Origin of the sequence: Spinactinospora alkalitolerans (assembly GCF_013408795.1) — a bacterium.
Lineage (GTDB): Bacteria > Actinomycetota > Actinomycetes > Streptosporangiales > Streptosporangiaceae > Spinactinospora > Spinactinospora alkalitolerans.
The window spans coordinates 3,280,768-3,296,146 of sequence record NZ_JACCCC010000001.1 but is presented as its reverse complement, the minus strand read 5'-3'; the positions used below and the strand labels follow the sequence as shown (position 1 = coordinate 3,296,146).

Genomic DNA, 15,379 nt, shown 5'->3' with positions numbered 1-15,379 from the left:
CCCGGGGTCAACGGGCGGTCCAGCCGCCGTCGACGGCGATGGTCTGGCCGGTGATGAAGCCGCTCGCGTCGTCGACGAGCAGCAGCAGCGCGCCGTCGAGCTCCTCCAGGCGCCCCACCCGGCGCATCGGGGTGTTGCGGCGGAGCCAGCGGATGGAGTCCTCCCGGGCGAGCATCTCCTCGGTCTGCTCGCTGGGGAACCAGCCGGGGGCGATGGCGTTGACCCGGACGTCCTTTTCGGCCCACTCCGCGCCGAGCTGCCGGGTGAGGTTGACGACGCCGCCCTTGGCCGCGCAGTAGGCGGCCTGGGTGACCGGCCAGGAGCCGACCAGGCCCAGGATCGAGGCGATGTTGACGATGGAGCCGCCTCGCCCGTCCATCGCACGGGCGGCCAGGACGCTCATTTCGAAGGTGGCGGTCAGGTCCACGTCCAGGGTGCGCCGGAACTCCTCGACCGGGTGCTCCAGAGCGGGAACGGCGTCGCCGAAGCCGGCCGCGTTGACCAGGATGTGCGGTCCGCCCAGCTCCGCGGCGCGGTCGACGACCCGCTCGCAGTCGTCGGTCACCGTCACGTCGCACGTCTCGGGGATGATCCGACCGTCGGGGCGCCGCAGTCCGGCCAGCCGCTCGGTGCGGCGGGCGGCGGCCACGACGGTCGCCCCGGAGTCGGCCAGCAGGCCGCAGAAGTGCCGGCCTATGCCGCTGGACGCCCCCGTGACAACGGCGACTCTGCCGGTGAGGTCCGCACTGAGGGCCATCACAGCCTCTCGATGATGGTCGCGTTGGCCATGCCGCCGCCTTCGCACATGGTCTGCAGGCCGTAGCGGCCGCCGGTGCGCTCCAGCTCGTGCAGGAGGGTGACCGTCAACTTGGCGCCCGAGGCGCCCAGCGGGTGGCCCAGGGAGATGCCGCCGCCGTTGACGTTGACCCGCTCCCCGTCGGCGCCGAGCTCGTGCTGCCAGGCCACCACGACCGGTGCGAACGCCTCGTTGACCTCGAACAGGTCGATGTCGTCGACGGTCATCTCCGCCCGCTTCAGGACAGTGCGGGTGGCGGGGACGGGCGCGGACAGCATCAGCACGGGGTCGTCGCCGACCACGGTCATGTGGCGGACCGCGGCGCGCGGGCGCAGGCCCAGGCGCTCGGCGACGTGGTCGGCCATGAGGAGCACGGCGGCGGACCCGTCGACGATCTGCGAGGAGTTGCCGGCGGTGACGCGGCCCTCGGGGACGAAGGACGGCTTGAGCCCGGCCAGCGCCTCCGCGGAGGTGGTGTCGCGGATGGACTCGTCGTGGACGAGGGACTCGTCCACGACGGTGACCTCACCGGTCTCGCGGTCGCGGATCCTCTTGGCCACCGGGATGATCTCGCGCTCGAAGCGGCCCTCGTCGCGGGCTGCGGCGGCGCGGCGCTGGCTGCGCAGCGCGTAGGCGTCGATGTCCTCGCGGGTCAGGCCCCAGCGGTCGACGATCATCTCCGCGGAGACGCCCTGCGGGACGAGCCCGGGCAGGCCGTAGTTCTCCTGGTCGGCGAAGCGGCCCTGGAGGTCTTCGCCGTAGACGGCGCGGATGTCGCCGCCGGGGGCGTTGGAGAACATGGGGACGGTACTCATGCACTCAACGCCCGCGGCGATGACGACGTCCATGGCGCCCGAGGCGATGGCCTGGGCGGCGAAGTGGATCGCCTGCTGGGAGGAGCCGCACTGGCGGTCGACGGTGGTGCCGGGGACGGTGGTGGGCAGTCCCGCGGCCAGGGCGGCGTTGCGGCCGATGTTGGTGCTCTGCGGACCGACCTGGCTGACGCAGCCCATGATGACGTCGTCGATCAGCTCGGGGGCGATGCCGGAGCGCTTCACCAGGTTCTTCAGGGTCTCGGCTGCCAGCTCGACGGGGTGCCAGCCGGAGAGGGAGCCGCCCCGCTTGCCGGCCGGTGTGCGCACGGCCTCGATGATGACGGGAACAGTCATAGGACGTCCCTTTCTTGTGATCATTCGATAATGGGATGTTGAGAGAGGGAGTGGCGCGGGACCGCGTCCCGCGCCACTCCGTCAGGTCGTCGCGGGCCGGATCAGGTTCAGGCAGCCGTCCTCGACGGCCTGGTGCCGCAGCCGGGCCGACGTGCCGCCGAGCACGGCGGTGGAACGCGCCTTCCTGAAGAACAGGTGCGCGTCGTGTTCCCAGGTGAAGCCGATGCCGCCGCACACCTGGACGAGACCGTCGGCCGCCTCCTGGAACACGTCCGAGGCCTCGGCCTTGGCCAGAAGCCCCAACATGCGCGCGGAATCCTCGTCGTCGTCGACGGCGCGCGCCGCCGCCGACACCAAGGCCTTGGCGGAGGCCACCGCGACGGCCGTCCGCGCGCAGCGGTGCTGGACCGCCTGGTAGCCGCCGATGAGCCGCCCGAACTGGGTGCGCACCAGGGCGTAGGAGACGCTCTCGCGCAGGCAGCCCTCGGCACCGCCGACCTGTTCCGCGGCCAGCAGGATCCGGGCCGCGGTGTCGAACCGAGCCACGGCGGCCGTGTCACCGGGCTCGGTGAGCGCGGTGGCGGGCACCCCGCCCAACTCCAGCTCGCCGGTGACCCCGGCGAAGTCGACACCCCGGCTCAAGGCGCGCCGCACGCCGCCGGCGCCCAGGTCGGCGACGACCACACGGGGACCGTCCGGGGCCCCGGCGACGGCCAGCAGCAGGTCTGCGGCGGTGGCGTGGGTGACCCCGCGGACCCGGCCGCGGAGCAGGCCGTCGGCGGACAGCTCCAGGCTGTCGCGTCCGGCCCCCTCGAACTGGGCGAAGGCGGGGACGGCGGCCCCCTCCACGAGGCGGGTGACCGCCTCGCCGAGACGGTCGCTCCGGTCGGCGGTCAGCCCCGAAGACCATGCCAGGAGCGCGGCGGCGCGGGCGGGTCCCGGGTACAGGGTCGTCCCGCACTCCTCGAGGGCGGCGACGAGGTGCTCCAGCCCCAGACCGAGGCCGTCGGCCTCGGCCGGGGCGCCCATAGCGGCCAGGCCGACCTCGCCGGCCAGGTCGCTCCACCGGGCGCGGTCGAAGCCCGCCTCCGCCACGGCGTGGTCGCCGTCGCGCAGGCGGCGGGTCTCCGCCAGGCCCGGATGGTCTGAGAAGTAGTCGCGCAGGGCGGCGCGCACCTCGTCGGGCGCCAGGACGTCGGTGCTCACCCGGCCGCCTCCTCCGCGGTCTCCGCGATCAGCCGCTTGCGGATGAGCTTGCCGTTGGCGGTGCGAGGCAGCTCCGGCACCATGCGCACGAGTTTGGGCACCTTGTAGCCGGCCAGCACCGTGCGGCAGTGCTCGATCACGGCCTCCTCGGTGAGGTCGGGACCGCGGGGCACCACCGCAGCGCACACCTTCCTCCCCCACCGCTCGTCGAGCACCCCGTACACGGCGCACTCGGCCACCTGCGGCAGTTGCGCGATGGCGTTCTCGATCTCACCGGGATGCACGTTCTCGCCGCCGGAGACGATCATGTCGTCGGAGCGGCCCTCCACGTAGACGAAGCCGTCCTCGTCGAGGTGGCCGACATCGCGGGTGTTGAGCCAGCCGTCGACGAACACCGCCCGGGTCTCCCTCTCCCTGCCGATGTAGCCCTGGGCCATGAACGGCGAGCGCACCCACAGTCCGCCGGAGGCCCCCGTGGGCAGCACCTCGCCGGTGGCCAGGTCGCGGACCTGGAGCTGCACGGTGGGGGCCGGGCGTCCGGCCGACGTGAGGCGGGCCGGCTTCCCCTCGTTCAGGTGCTCCTCGTTGCGCAGGAAGCTCGCCGTGCCGCCGATCTCGGTCATCCCGAACACCTGGCAGAACTCGCAGTCGAGGAACTCCAGCGCCTCGCGGATCAGGGACTGGGTGATGGGGGCCGCGCCGTAGGCGAGGTGGCGGAACGACGGGAGCGCCACGGGTTCGGCCCGCAACTGGTCGACGACGGCGCGGATCAGGGTCGGAACGAACACCGCGTGGGTGATCTCGTACCGGTTGAGGGCGTCGACGATGCCCTTGGGCGACGCGTCGGCGATGTACACCTGGGTCGTCCCGTAGAGCAGGCCGTACTGCGCCCACATCGCGCCGGCGAGGTGGAACACCGGCGGGACGATGAGCTGGCGCGTTCCCGCGTGGATGCCGTGGCCGTTGGGGTTGGCCACGGTCAGCTCGTTGGCGCGGCGCGTCAGCGGCACCGACTTGGGCGTTCCGGTGGACCCGGAGGTGAAGAAGACCATGGCGGTGTCGCCGGGCTCCGGTTCCAGGACCGTTTCGGGCTCGGGCTCGATGTCGGGCCACAGCGGCGCACTCTGGTCGACGACGGTCAGCCCGCACAGGCCCTCGGCGATCCGCTCGGCCCGGTCGGTGAGGTCCGCGCCGGAGACCAGATGGGTCAGTGAGATCTCCTGGGCCAGGGAGCGCTGGTCGTGGTCGGGCAGCCGCCAGTTCACCCCGACCAGTCCGGCGCGGCGCCGCCAGGTCGCCAGCAGCACCACCGGGTAGCCGACGTCGTTGGCCCCGAACCAGCCCACGAGGGACCCGGGGCCCACACCGTTCTCGGCGAGGACGCGGGCGGCGCGGTCCGCGGCCTCGTCGAGCTGCCGCCAGGTCAGCGGCTGGTGGAGGCCGATGACGGCGATGTCGTCGGGCCGGTTGCGGGCGCGCTCGCGCACCGTCGAGTCGATGGTGCGCGTCGGCATCCGCCGCTCATCCGGCGCGGTCACAGGGATCCCGCCCATCCTCGCTCTCCCATCCACTCGGTGACGACGGAGACGGCTTCGGCCAACTTAAGCTTCTGACCTGGGCCGGAGTAGTAGTGGGTGGCCCCCTCGACGACATGCAGGGTCTTGTCGGGGTGGCCGACCGCCTCATAAAGGCGGTCGGTGTGGCTGGGGGTGCAGGCGTTGTCGGCGGAGTTGCCGATGACGAGCGTGGGCACCTCCAGTTCGGCGGCGCAGCGCGGGCCGTCTCCGTTGGCGTCGTCGTAGCTCCACTGCGAGAGCCAGCTGCGCAGGGTGCTGAACCGGGCCAGGGCGACGGGACCGTTGTTGACGACACGGGGGTCGCCCAGGTAGCAGCCGGGAGCCCGGTCGTTGGAGTCCAGGGACAGGTCGAGCCAGCGAGGGTCGGCCATGGTGCCGTGGGTGACGAACCCGCGCTCCTCCAGGGGGCGGCCCTGGGAGCGCAGGTCCTCCAGGGTCTCCTTCACCCAGGCGGTGATCCGGCGGTTGCGTGCGATCTGCGCTTCCCGGTACCGGGCCACGAACTCCTCGGTGTAGGGCGGCTGGTCGGGGTTGTCGGGGTCGTACAGGTCGAGTCCGGGGTCCCGCTTGGACGGGTCGCTCTCGTCGAGGATGGAGGCGTCCATCCACTCGGTGAGCGTGCCGTGCCGGGAGACGTGCGCGGCGAGCAGCATGACGCCGTTCGCGGGCTGCAGCCCCAGCGCGGTCAGGTCGAACGGGTCCCCGGCCGGGGTGTGGGTGACGGTGGGGTGCTGCGCCTGCTGCTGGTAGTACAGCGACAGGGAGCCGCCGCCGCTCCAGCCGGCGAGGACGATGTTGGTGTAGCCCCAGCGTTCGCGGGCGTCGCGTACGCACGCGCCCAGGTCCTGGACGACCTTCTCCATGATCAGCGCGCTGTCGACGCCCCGGTAGCGGCTGTTGCAGTAGATGACGTGGTGGCCCGCGCGCGGCAGCGCGTTGCTCATCGGCAGGTAGGCGCCGCCGCCGATGGGGTGCATGAAGACGACGGCGGTGTCGGAGGGCACGTTCTTGGGGCGCAGCAGGAAGCTCTCCAGCGCCACGTTCTCGCTGACGCCGCCGTAGGTGTCGCGGTAGGCCGAGTCGTCCTCGAAGAGGATGAGGTAGGGGATGCGGTCGTACTCGAACCGCGTGAGTTCCTTGGCCATGGTCACACCTGCACCTCTTCGGGGACCTCGACCTGGACGGCGGCCAGCATCTCGGGGCTGGGGGTGAGGCGGTGGCGGGTGTCGACGGCGATCACCTTCCACTCGACCTGTTCGTCGACGTCGAAGCGGCGCCGGGCACGCTCGCGGGCGCGCTCGGGGATGCCGTGATGCACGCCCTGCGGGGCGTGGGAGATGAGCGCCGGGGGCATGGGCACTCCGAAGACGTTCCCGCCGTGGTAGAAGGCGATCTCGTCGAAGTCGACGTTGCGGTGGTACCACGGGATCCGCTCCGCCCCGGGGGCGCCCTCGACGGGGCGGGGCAGGAAGTTCATCACGTATACGCCGGTGGCCTGCATGAACAGGTGGACCGTCGGGGGGAGGTGGACCGTGTCGGAGACGATCACGTCGTAGTCGTCGATGTTGAAGGTGAAGGCGAAGTTGTCGCCCTTCCAGCCCTCCACGTCGAGCGGGTTGAACCCGTAGAACAGGGAGGTGTGCTCGCCGCTGTGGCGTAGCCGGACCTCGTACTCCTCGCGCCCGTCCTCGGCGAACACCTCGGCCTCGGGGACGGTCACCAGGGACGGGTCGTAGGGGAAGAAACGGCCCAGTGCACCGGCCTCGGGGACGCGGAACTCCTCGGTGGCCTCGATGAGGAGAATGTGGGAGCGCTCCGCGGGCACCTGGCGGTAGGTGGTGGACTTGGGGATGTAGACGTAGTCGCCGGGCCGGTAGGGCAGGCGGCCGAACTCGGTCTCGAATTCGCCGGTGCCCTCGTGCACGAAGAGCAGTTCGTCGCCGTCGACGTTGCGGGTGTGGAACGGCGCGGCCTCGGCGCGGCGGCTCAGCGAGATCCGGCAGTCGGCGTTGCTGAACAACAGCATCGGCTCGCCCGCGGGGTCGCCGTGGTCGGTGGGGCGCAGGTCCGAGGTCTGCACGTCGACCCCTGAGAGCGGACCCTCGGCGCGGAAGGCGGTGGGGTCGTTGCGCCGGTACAGGTGGGCGGTGCGACCGGTGAACCCGTAGCGGCCCATCTCGTCGTCCTTGAGCCCGTTGAGATCGCGGTGGATCCTGCGGGGCGTGGTGCCCTTGCGTAGCTGGATGAAAGACTCCATTGTCCGTCCTTCTGGTGGTGGATTCCGGCTGGCCGGATGTCAGGTGTTCTTGGGCGGTCGGGGAAGGCCGAGTCCGCGCTGGGCGATGACGTTGAGCTGGATCTCGTCGGTGCCCCCCGCGATGTGCAGGGCCGGGGCCCCGAGGACGAACTCGGACCAGGCGTAGGTGTCCCATTCGCCGGAGTCGAAGTAGATCCGTTCGCCCAGGACGCTCTGAGCGAGGCGGCCGATCTCATCGACGGCGCGGACCATGAGCATCTTCAGCACCGACCCCGAGATCGGGGCCAGCGTGTGCGACCACGACTTCTCGGTCAGCTCCTCGGCGGCCCGCAGCGCGGCAACCGCGGTGACGGTACGGGCGACCTGTTCGTGGTGCACCGGCCCGGCCTCCGCGGCCAGTCGGCCGGTGAGGCCGTGCAGGCGGTCCAGCACGTGCGGGGTGACCGGCCCGGTGCTGCCGCTCATGGAGCTGCGCTCGCTGCCGAGGCTGGTGGCGGCCACCCGCCAGCCCTCGCCGGCCCCCCCGATGCGGTTGGCGTCGGGGACCCGGACCTCGTCGAGGAACACCTCGTTGAATGCGGCGCCGCCGGTGATCTGGCGGATGGGGCGCACTGTCACTCCGGGGGAGTCCATGTCGATGATGAACATGGTCAGTCCGGCGTGCTTGGGCGCGTCCGGATCGGTGCGCACGAGCGCCTCGCCGAGGTCGGCGAGGTGGGCCATGGAGGTCCATACCTTCTGCCCGGTGATGATCCAGTCGTTCCCGTCGCGCACCGCCCGGGCGGACACGCCCGCGAGGTCGGATCCCGCTCCCGGCTCGGAGAACAGCTGACAGCCGATCGCGTCACCCCGGTAGAGGGCGGGCAGCACACGGGCGCGCAGCTCGTCGCCGCCGTGGTGACGGACGGCGGGGGCCACGATGTTCAATCCGACGAACAGCGCTTCGCGGGAGGGGAAGCCCATCTCGTTCATGAGACGCTCCACCTCCAGGTCGTGTTCGGCGGACAGGCCGCGGCCGCCGTGGTCGGTGGGTCCGCTGGGCCACGCGTAGCCCGCGTCGTACAGCGCGGCCTGGAGCCGGCGCACCAGGCGGACCCGGTCCTCGTGCCCCTCACGGAGCTCCTCGACGGAGGCGATCCGGTCGCAGCCCTGGTGCTCGTCGCTCAGCCGCGCACCGGCGCCGAAGTCGTCGGCGATCCTCCTCAGGAAGGCCCGGAGCCCGTCGCGGAAGTCGGTCAGGTCGGTCTGCCGTTCTTGCGTGATGGTCATATCGGCGGGCTCAGCCCTTCGGGCCGTTCACGACCTCCAGCGCGAGCGCCTTGGCCTTGTCCATGTCGTAGTGCTTGCGCGAGACGAGCCGCTGGGCGTAGAGGCCGCCGCCCGACTGGATCATGGTGACCAGCTGCCAGCCGCCGAAGGCGTCCGCGGTGTAGTCGCGGATCGCGTGGAACAGTCGGGTCCGGTACTCCCCGTCCACGCCGTCCACCGTGTGCATGTACTTCTTGATCTGCTCGCCGACCTCTTCGTTCTCCAGGTCCGCGATGGAGGGCGCGGTCACGATGGAGCCGCCCCCAATGTCGTGCAGGTGCCGGACCATGTGACTGAACTCGGCGGCGCCGAAATGCTTGGCGGCGTTGGTGAACAGCTCGCTGGGGAAGTACCAGCCCTCCGGGCTGGGCTCGGCGTTGGCGATCGCCGCCTCCAGGCCCGCGCGGACCAGGGTCGCGTAGATGACCATCTCGGCGATCTTCTCCCGGATGTGGGAGATGCGCTGGGTCCCGTTGGACTCGGCGATCAGTTGCGCCAGGCCGACCAGGGTGTCGCCGATCTCGACCAGGTGCGCGGTTCCGCCCAGGCGCTCCCACAGGCCGAGGGAGTGGGCGAACGTGGCGGAGTGGTCCGTCTCCCCGGCCAGGAAGACGCGCTCGTTCGGCACGAAGACGTCGTCGAGCAGGACGAAGCCCTCCGGCATGTTGTGGCGGGAGCTGTGCGGAAAGTCCTCATGTCGGTCGCGCGGCGCGTAGTTGGTGTTGACGATCCGGACGCCGGGCGCGTTGACGGGGATGGCGCAGGCGACGGCCCAGTCCTCCTCGCCGGGCTTCATCTTCTTCGTCGGCATGACGACCAGTTCATGGCTGATCGAGGCCGAGGAGATGTGCAGTTTGGCGCCGCGCACCACGATGCCGTCGGAACGGCGCTCGACGATGCGGGTGTAGACGTCCGGGTCCTCCTGCTTGCCCGGCGCCACCGTGCGGTCGCCCTTGGCGTCGGTGATCGCCTGCACGCAGCGCAGGTCGTTGTCCTTGCAGTGGTCGAAGTAGTCCTCGATGCGCTTGGCGTACTCGGGGTGGGCCGACCGCATCCGGGCGGCCGCGGTGAGCAGCGCGAGCAGGCCCTGCGAAGTGGTCACGGTCACCATGTCCCAACCGAGCAGCGTTTCGAGGAGCTCCTTCAGCTCCTCCCGGCTGTGCGGAATCGAGAAGTACGGTCCGCACGCGCCGCGGCCCGGTCGGTGATGCCTGTCGTATCCGTCGCCGACGAGCTCCAGAGAGGTGGCGAACTGCGGGTGGGTGGTGAGGTCCTTGATCTCCTCCCCGTCGGCGAAGATCCGTCGGCCGTCGTTGAGCGAGGCCAGGTACTCGGCCTTCGTCATCATCACCATGAAGGCGTCTCCTCGGGGGGCTGGTGGGATCGGGTGCTTTGCCGCGCCATATTTCTGATGCTAAGTTCAGTTTCAGGAAATGACAAGCGTCGATGGGAGACGACATGCGGCGGCGGCGACACTCGCTGTATTTAGACTCGGACGACGATATGCGGCGCGCTCTGGAAGGCGCGCTTGAGGAATCGGGGGTTGGACACGGTGGCGGCCACACCGAAAGGGCAGCGAACCGAAGCCGCGTTCCTGGGAGCGGCGCGGCAGGTGTTCGCGGAGAAGGGGTATTTCAACGCGAAGATCTCAGACATCGCGGAAGTGGCCGGGCGCTCGCCGGGCTCCTTCTACAACTACTACGAGAACAAGGAGGAGATCCTCGAAGCCCTGCTGGACCAGTTCTCGACCGAGGTGCTCGAAGCCTCCCTGAAGAGCAGGACCGGCGATCCGCTCGAAGGCATCAGAGGGGCGGTCCGTGCTTACTGGCTCACGTACCGCAAGTACCTGCCGGAGATGATCGGCGTGTTCCAGATGTCCATGACCGATCCGGAGTTCGCCGCCCGCTGGCAGGCGAACCGTGCCGCCGGGATCCGCGGCGTGCTCGCCGGGATCAGGAGCGCGGAGCGGACCGGCCATCGGGTCGACCTGGACCATGGCACCCTCGCCTCGGCCCTGGTGTCGATGCTGGAGTCGTTCTGCTGGACATGGATGGCGATGGGCGGTGATCCGGATGTGGACGTACCCGACGACGAAACCGCGATCGACACGCTCAGCGCCCTTTGGTACCGCACCGTCTTCCATCCCGTCCCCGGATGTGCGTGCGGGTGCAACCGGACGTAGGAGCCGCTGCTTCACCCGGGCAGACGCAGGAGGTGGCCGATGACGAACGGGCCCTTGGACGGAATCACCGTCGTTGAGATCGGAGGCTTCATCGCCGGACCGTTCGCCGGCCAGCTCCTGGGTGACTACGGGGCACGGGTGATCAAGATCGAACCCCCCGATGGCGACCCCATACGGAGCTGGGGCGTCCTCGAGAACGGCCAGAGCCTGTGGTGGCCCTCGCTGGCCCGCAACAAGGAGTCGATCGTGCTCGACCTCAGGCAGGAGGGGGACCGTGCGCTCGCCGCTGACCTCTTCCGGCAGGTCGACGTCGTCATCGAGAACTTCGCGCCGGGACGGCTCGCCTCCTGGGGGCTGGACTACGAATCCGTGGCCGAGGACAATCCGCGCCTCGTCATGGTCCACGTCTCGGGCTTCGGGCAGACCGGGCCGCGCGCCGCCGACCGGGGGTTCGGGAGCGTCGCGGAGGCCATGAGCGGGCTCCGCGCACTCGCCGGCTATCCGGACAGGCCCCCGGTCCGGGCCGGAGTCAGCCTCGGCGACGAACTCGCCGGCCTCTTCGCGGTCAACGGCACGCTCGCCGCCCTGTACGAGCGCGACCGCAGCGGACACGGCCAGGAAGTCGACGTAGCCCTGTACGAGAGCGCCTTCGCGCTCACCGAATCACTCATATCCGACTGGGAACTCGGCGGTGTCACCCGAACACGGACCGGCAGCACCCTGCCTGGTGTCGCGCCGTCGAACGTCTACACCAGCGCGGACGGACACGAGGTGCTCATCGCGGCTAACAGCGACGGCCTCTACCGTCGCCTCTGCGAGGCCATGGAGCGCGAGGAGCTGAAGTCGGACGACCGCTTCAGCACCCATCAGGCGCGCGGCAGGAACGCCGCGGAACTCGACGAGATCATTCAGCGGTGGGCGAGCGCGCTGGCAGTCGAGCGTCTCGAAGCGCGGCTCGACGAGTACAGGATCCCGCGCGGCCGGATCTACACCCCGGAGGACATCGTCGGCGATGAGCAGTACGCCGCACGCGACATGATCGTCCGGATGCCCGTGCCCGGCTACACCGAACCCGTCCCCATGCCGAACGTGGTGCCCAAGTTCAGCAGGAGTCCCGGCGCCGTCCGCAGCCCGGGCGTGGAACTCGGCCGCCACACCGAGGCGGTCCGCCGGGAGTTCGCGAGGGAGTTCCGGCAAGCCGATTGAGAACGGGCACTCCGGACGGTGGAGGGCAGAGCGCCCCATTCGCGGTGCCCGGCCGGGGTGCGCAGGCCGCCGCCGAGGTCGTTGCCGGTGCCGAGTCGCCCGAGCCCGGCGGCCGGCGCCGCGGCCGAGCCGCCGACGCTGCCGCGAGCGGGAAGCCCGGAAGCGATAGCGGGCCAGGACGCGGTGCACGGTGGAGGCGGCCATGTCGAGCCGGTCGGCGATGGGGGGCGGCCCCACCGGCGGGCGCAGGCGCAGATCAAGGGCCGCACCCGCCGAAGAGGCAGGAGGATCAGGATCGCAGTACGAACGGATCACCCGTGGGTTCCTCGCTCGTGTTGACCCACACGCTCTTGATGCGGGTGTACTCCTTCACCACCTCGGTCCCGTGCTCGACCCCGAGACCGCTGCTTCCGAAGCCCTCGCGCGGCGACATCGGCGACATGGAACGGTAGGTGTTGATCCACACCGTTCCCGCCTCGAGGTTGGCGGCCATACGGTGGGCGCGGTTGAGGTCCCGCGTCCACACGCCTGCGGCCAGACCGTACTCGGTGGCGTTCGCCAAGGCCGTGACCTCCTCTTCGGAGTCGAAGGGCATGATCACGACGACGGGGCCGAAGATCTCCTCCCGGCAGATCCGGGCGTCGTTGGCGGTGTCGACGAAGATCGTCGGCTCGAAGTAGAACCCGTCCCCTTGGACTTGCGGCCGCTTGCCGCCGTAAAGGAGCGTCGCACCTTCCTCGACGCCGATGCGCACGTATTCCTCGACCTTGTCGCGCTGGTCCGCCGTCGCGAGCGGGCCGAGTTCGGTGGCGGCGTCAAGGGGGTCGCCGACGCGGATCGCCGCCGCCCGATCGCGCACCTTGGAGACGACCTCGTCGTAGACCTCGCGCTGCACGAAGACACGGCTGCCGGCGACGCAGGTCTGTCCGGCCGCCGCGAAGATGCCGGCGACGATTCCCATGGCGGCACTGGCGAGGTCGGCATCGGCGAAGACGATGTTGGGCGACTTGCCGCCCAGTTCGAGAGTCGCCCGAACCAGCCGGCTCCCGCAGGTCTGAGCGATCGCGGCGCCGGTGGCGCTGCTTCCGGTGAAGCTCACCTTCGCCACGTCGGGGTGTTCGACCAGGGCGGCGCCCGCCTTTGCCCCGTCGCCGGTCACGACGTTGACGACCCCCGGAGGAAACCCGGCCTGCTCGAACAGGGGAGCCAGCGTCAGGAGGGAGGCGGAGGTGTGCTCGGAGGGCTTGACGACGATGGTGTTGCCCGCGGCCAGCGCGGGAGCGAGCTTCGTGGCGGTGAGAAGGAGCGGCGAGTTCCAGGGCGTGATCGCCCCGACCACACCGACCGGCTCGCGGACCGTGTAGTTGAGCAGGCTGGGCTGCGCCGCCGGGATCACCTGGCCGTGGATCTTGTCGGCCAATCCGGCGTAATAGTAGAAGTACTCCGGCAGCCCGGCGAGCTGGGCGCGCATCTCCCGCAGAAGCTTGCCGTTGTCACGGCTCTCCTCCAACGCGAGGCGTTCGGCGTTCTCGCCGATCAGATCACCCATGCGTCGCAGCAGCGCGCCGCGGCGGGTCTGGCTCAAGTCACGCCATGCGGGGTCCCTGAACGCCGCCTGCGCCGCCGCGACGGCCCGCTCGACATCGGTCTTCGTTCCTTCGGCCGCCTCGTAGTGCACCGCTCCGGAAGAGGGGTCGATGCTGGGGAAGTACCCTCCTTCGGCGGGCGGAGTCCAGCATCCGCCGATGTAGTGCTCATGCCGTGTCGGTACCGGTGTCGAGGTGCTCACGGTCGACGCTCCCTACGTGGTCGAGAATCAAGCGGACAAGGTCATCGGGACGTTCCAACGGCAGGAGGTGGCGCGTCTCGGGCACCACGGCGCTGCGGGCGCCGGGGATGGCGGCGGCCAGGTCGCGGGCCATTCGCGGCGTGGATCCCGGATCCTGTGCGCCGGTGACCGCGAGCGTGGGTGCGGTGATCGCACCCAACCGGGGCCACAAGGACGCGTCCGCCGTGGCGAAGACGCGGTAGCAGCGCAGATACTGCTCGCGGTCGTTGGCCAGCAGGGTCGACCGCGTCCGCTGGGCGAGCGCCGGCTCCCTTCGCCGCCACGACTCGTCGAACCACCGCAGTACCGCCGCCTCCACGGTCGCCTCGAAATCGGTCGCAGCGAGTTCGAGGCGACCGAGGACATCGCCGCGTTCCTTTTGCGTGCGCGCGGCGACCGAGCTGACGAGAGTGAGCGAGCGGACCAGGCTCGGAGCGCGCAGGGCGAGCTCCTGAGCGATCAGCGCGCCCAGCGAGAACCCGACGAGGTGCACCGGTTCCGGCAGCTCCTGCTGCACGGCGTCTGCGATGTCACCGGCGGTGACCCCCTCAGGAACCTCCCCGGAGCGCCCGTGCCCGGGGAGGTCGAGCGCGCGGACGCGGTGCAGCTCGGCCAGGTCGGGCAGGCAGCGGTCCCACATGCTGCGGTCCAGCCCGACACCGTGCAGGAGCACCAGATCACTGCCCTCGCCGGTGATCTGTGCGCTGATCAACGGTCGGCGGACAGCGGCGCGAGACGAGCGTGCGGCCGTCCCTGCGCGGCTGCGGCAAGGCCGATGACGATCTCGTCGGGGCGGGGCGCATCGGGAACGCGCGCCTCCACCGTCTGGTGGTGGGACCGGGTGGTGGCGTCGGTGATGTGCTTGAGCGGAATGTCGAAGACCGTGCCCGCAGGGGCGCGCTTCTCCACTGCGGGCAGCAGCGTGGTCGCCTTGGCGGCGTTGCGGAAGTGGTCGCCGAACTTCAGGGTGTGGATCAGGCCGGAGCCGTGCTCGATCTCTCCGTCGAGTCCGACGATGGCGGCTTTGCCGTAGGCTTCGGCGGGCTTGCCGAGCGCCTCGAGCACGCGCGGCGCGAGCAGGGCGCCCAGGCGGGGGGCGACCTCTTCGATTCGGGGTCCGAGGTCCTCGACGAATCCCTGTCCGGCCCAGGGGTTGTCGATGACGGCGAGGACCACGGCCACCTCGGCATGCGGTGTGACCTCGCGCCCTCCCTCGATGAGCAGTTCCTCGACGGTCGTCGTGATCCTGCGGACGTTCACAGTGCGTGCTCCATGTCTTTCAGGCCGATGCGCGCATCGGTGGTGCGGTCTCCGATCCGCGGGTGCGGCCGAGGGCCGGCCGCTCCCGCGGCGATGATGATCAGTTCGTCCGGGCGCGGTGCGTCAGCGATCTTCACCTGCACCGTCTGGTAGTGCGATCGGGTGGCGGCCTCGGTCTTGTGCCACATGGGCACGGTCAGCGGGGCGCCCGGGGCGGATCGTTCGTCGGCGAAGGCGATGATCGACGTCCCCTGCACCAGTTCGCGGAACAGGTTCCCGAAATAGGGGGTGTGGATGAGAGCGGCCCCGTGCTCGATCTCTCCGTCGACTCCGACGACGGCGCCTTTGCCGAAAGCCTGGAGACCGGTCGGGCCTCCGAGGGGGGCGAGGAGCCGTTCCGTGAGGCACACCGCCAGCCGGGCCGCCGCCTCGGCGGAGTCCGTTCCCAGATCGGCCCCGACGGGCAGTCCGGCCCACGGGTTGGTGAGAACGGCCGCCGCCGCGACTCTACGCGTGGGCGTGATCGACGGCCCACCCGGTTCACTCAGCAGCTCATCGGTGAGGGTGACGATCTTGCGGATCCGGGGCAC

At 70.4% G+C, this 15,379-nt stretch carries 14 protein-coding genes; 2 read left to right on the top strand and 12 right to left on the bottom strand.

What is annotated here, in order from left to right; genetic code table 11:
- Nucleotides 1-7: 7 nt before the first annotated feature.
- From HDA32_RS14680 to HDA32_RS14645, 8 genes are all read right to left on the bottom strand, one after another.
- A complete protein-coding gene (locus tag HDA32_RS14680; RefSeq protein WP_179643723.1) occupies nt 8-757 on the bottom strand; it encodes an SDR family NAD(P)-dependent oxidoreductase in 750 nt (249 codons plus the stop codon).
- Complete coding sequence (locus HDA32_RS14675; protein ID WP_179643722.1) at nt 757-1,965, bottom strand: thiolase family protein; 1,209 nt, start codon at nt 1,963-1,965, stop codon at nt 757-759. Before HDA32_RS14675 ends, HDA32_RS14680 begins: the two co-directional genes overlap by 1 nt.
- A gap of 81 nt (nt 1,966-2,046) precedes the next feature.
- Nucleotides 2,047-3,171 (bottom strand): acyl-CoA dehydrogenase family protein, encoded by a 1,125-nt coding sequence (locus tag HDA32_RS14670; RefSeq protein ID WP_179643721.1) that lies wholly within the window; start codon nt 3,169-3,171, stop codon nt 2,047-2,049.
- A complete protein-coding gene (locus HDA32_RS14665; RefSeq protein ID WP_218882461.1) occupies nt 3,168-4,685 on the bottom strand; it encodes a class I adenylate-forming enzyme family protein in 1,518 nt (505 codons plus the stop codon). Before HDA32_RS14665 ends, HDA32_RS14670 begins: the two co-directional genes overlap by 4 nt.
- 20 nt (nt 4,686-4,705) lie before the next feature.
- Nucleotides 4,706-5,893: an alpha/beta hydrolase gene (locus HDA32_RS14660; RefSeq protein WP_179646706.1), complete on the bottom strand. Its 1,188-nt coding sequence runs from the start codon at nt 5,891-5,893 to the stop codon at nt 4,706-4,708.
- Nucleotides 5,894-5,895: 2 nt separating this feature from the next.
- Nucleotides 5,896-7,005, bottom strand: a complete 1,110-nt coding sequence (locus HDA32_RS14655; protein WP_179643719.1) for a homogentisate 1,2-dioxygenase — start codon at nt 7,003-7,005, stop codon at nt 5,896-5,898.
- Nucleotides 7,006-7,044: 39 nt separating this feature from the next.
- Nucleotides 7,045-8,274, bottom strand: a complete 1,230-nt coding sequence (locus tag HDA32_RS14650; protein WP_179643718.1) for an acyl-CoA dehydrogenase family protein — start codon at nt 8,272-8,274, stop codon at nt 7,045-7,047.
- A gap of 10 nt (nt 8,275-8,284) precedes the next feature.
- Nucleotides 8,285-9,667 carry a 4-hydroxyphenylacetate 3-hydroxylase N-terminal domain-containing protein gene (locus HDA32_RS14645; RefSeq protein ID WP_179643717.1) on the bottom strand — a complete coding sequence of 461 codons (1,383 nt, stop codon included), beginning with the start codon at nt 9,665-9,667 and terminating at the stop codon, nt 8,285-8,287.
- A gap of 198 nt (nt 9,668-9,865) precedes the next feature.
- Between HDA32_RS14645 and HDA32_RS14640 the strand changes: the two genes are divergently transcribed.
- Together HDA32_RS14640 and HDA32_RS14635 are read left to right on the top strand one after the other, a co-directional pair.
- Complete coding sequence (locus HDA32_RS14640; protein WP_179646705.1) at nt 9,866-10,495, top strand: TetR/AcrR family transcriptional regulator; 630 nt, start codon at nt 9,866-9,868, stop codon at nt 10,493-10,495.
- A gap of 39 nt (nt 10,496-10,534) precedes the next feature.
- Nucleotides 10,535-11,701, top strand: coding sequence for a CaiB/BaiF CoA transferase family protein (locus HDA32_RS14635; RefSeq protein ID WP_179643716.1), 1,167 nt, complete (start codon nt 10,535-10,537; stop codon nt 11,699-11,701).
- A gap of 289 nt (nt 11,702-11,990) precedes the next feature.
- Here HDA32_RS14635 and HDA32_RS14630 read toward each other — a convergent pair whose 3' ends face one another.
- From HDA32_RS14630 to HDA32_RS14615, 4 genes are read right to left on the bottom strand one after another with little or no spacing between them, the layout of a single operon-like run.
- Nucleotides 11,991-13,490 carry an aldehyde dehydrogenase gene (locus HDA32_RS14630; protein WP_179643715.1) on the bottom strand — a complete coding sequence of 500 codons (1,500 nt, stop codon included), beginning with the start codon at nt 13,488-13,490 and terminating at the stop codon, nt 11,991-11,993.
- Nucleotides 13,456-14,241, bottom strand: coding sequence for an alpha/beta fold hydrolase (locus HDA32_RS14625; RefSeq protein WP_246334350.1), 786 nt, complete (start codon nt 14,239-14,241; stop codon nt 13,456-13,458). The genes HDA32_RS14630 and HDA32_RS14625 overlap by 35 nt, the downstream gene beginning before the upstream one ends.
- Nucleotides 14,238-14,789 carry an amino acid synthesis family protein gene (locus HDA32_RS14620; RefSeq protein ID WP_179643714.1) on the bottom strand — a complete coding sequence of 184 codons (552 nt, stop codon included), beginning with the start codon at nt 14,787-14,789 and terminating at the stop codon, nt 14,238-14,240. The genes HDA32_RS14625 and HDA32_RS14620 overlap by 4 nt, the downstream gene beginning before the upstream one ends.
- A complete protein-coding gene (locus tag HDA32_RS14615) occupies nt 14,786-15,379 on the bottom strand; it encodes an amino acid synthesis family protein (protein WP_312863193.1) in 594 nt (197 codons plus the stop codon). Before HDA32_RS14615 ends, HDA32_RS14620 begins: the two co-directional genes overlap by 4 nt.

Coding starts and splice junctions, on each gene's coding strand:
- HDA32_RS14635 (WP_179643716.1), top strand. CDS start 10,535: ATGACGAACGGGCCCTTGGACGGAATCACCGTCGTTGAGATCGGAGGC.
- HDA32_RS14680 (WP_179643723.1), bottom strand. CDS start 757: ATGGCCCTCAGTGCGGACCTCACCGGCAGAGTCGCCGTTGTCACGGGG.
- HDA32_RS14645 (WP_179643717.1), bottom strand. CDS start 9,667: ATGGTGATGATGACGAAGGCCGAGTACCTGGCCTCGCTCAACGACGGC.
- HDA32_RS14655 (WP_179643719.1), bottom strand. CDS start 7,005: ATGGAGTCTTTCATCCAGCTACGCAAGGGCACCACGCCCCGCAGGATC.
- HDA32_RS14675 (WP_179643722.1), bottom strand. CDS start 1,965: ATGACTGTTCCCGTCATCATCGAGGCCGTGCGCACACCGGCCGGCAAG.
- HDA32_RS14660 (WP_179646706.1), bottom strand. CDS start 5,893: ATGGCCAAGGAACTCACGCGGTTCGAGTACGACCGCATCCCCTACCTC.
- HDA32_RS14665 (WP_218882461.1), bottom strand. CDS start 4,685: ATGCCGACGCGCACCATCGACTCGACGGTGCGCGAGCGCGCCCGCAAC.
- HDA32_RS14650 (WP_179643718.1), bottom strand. CDS start 8,274: ATGACCATCACGCAAGAACGGCAGACCGACCTGACCGACTTCCGCGAC.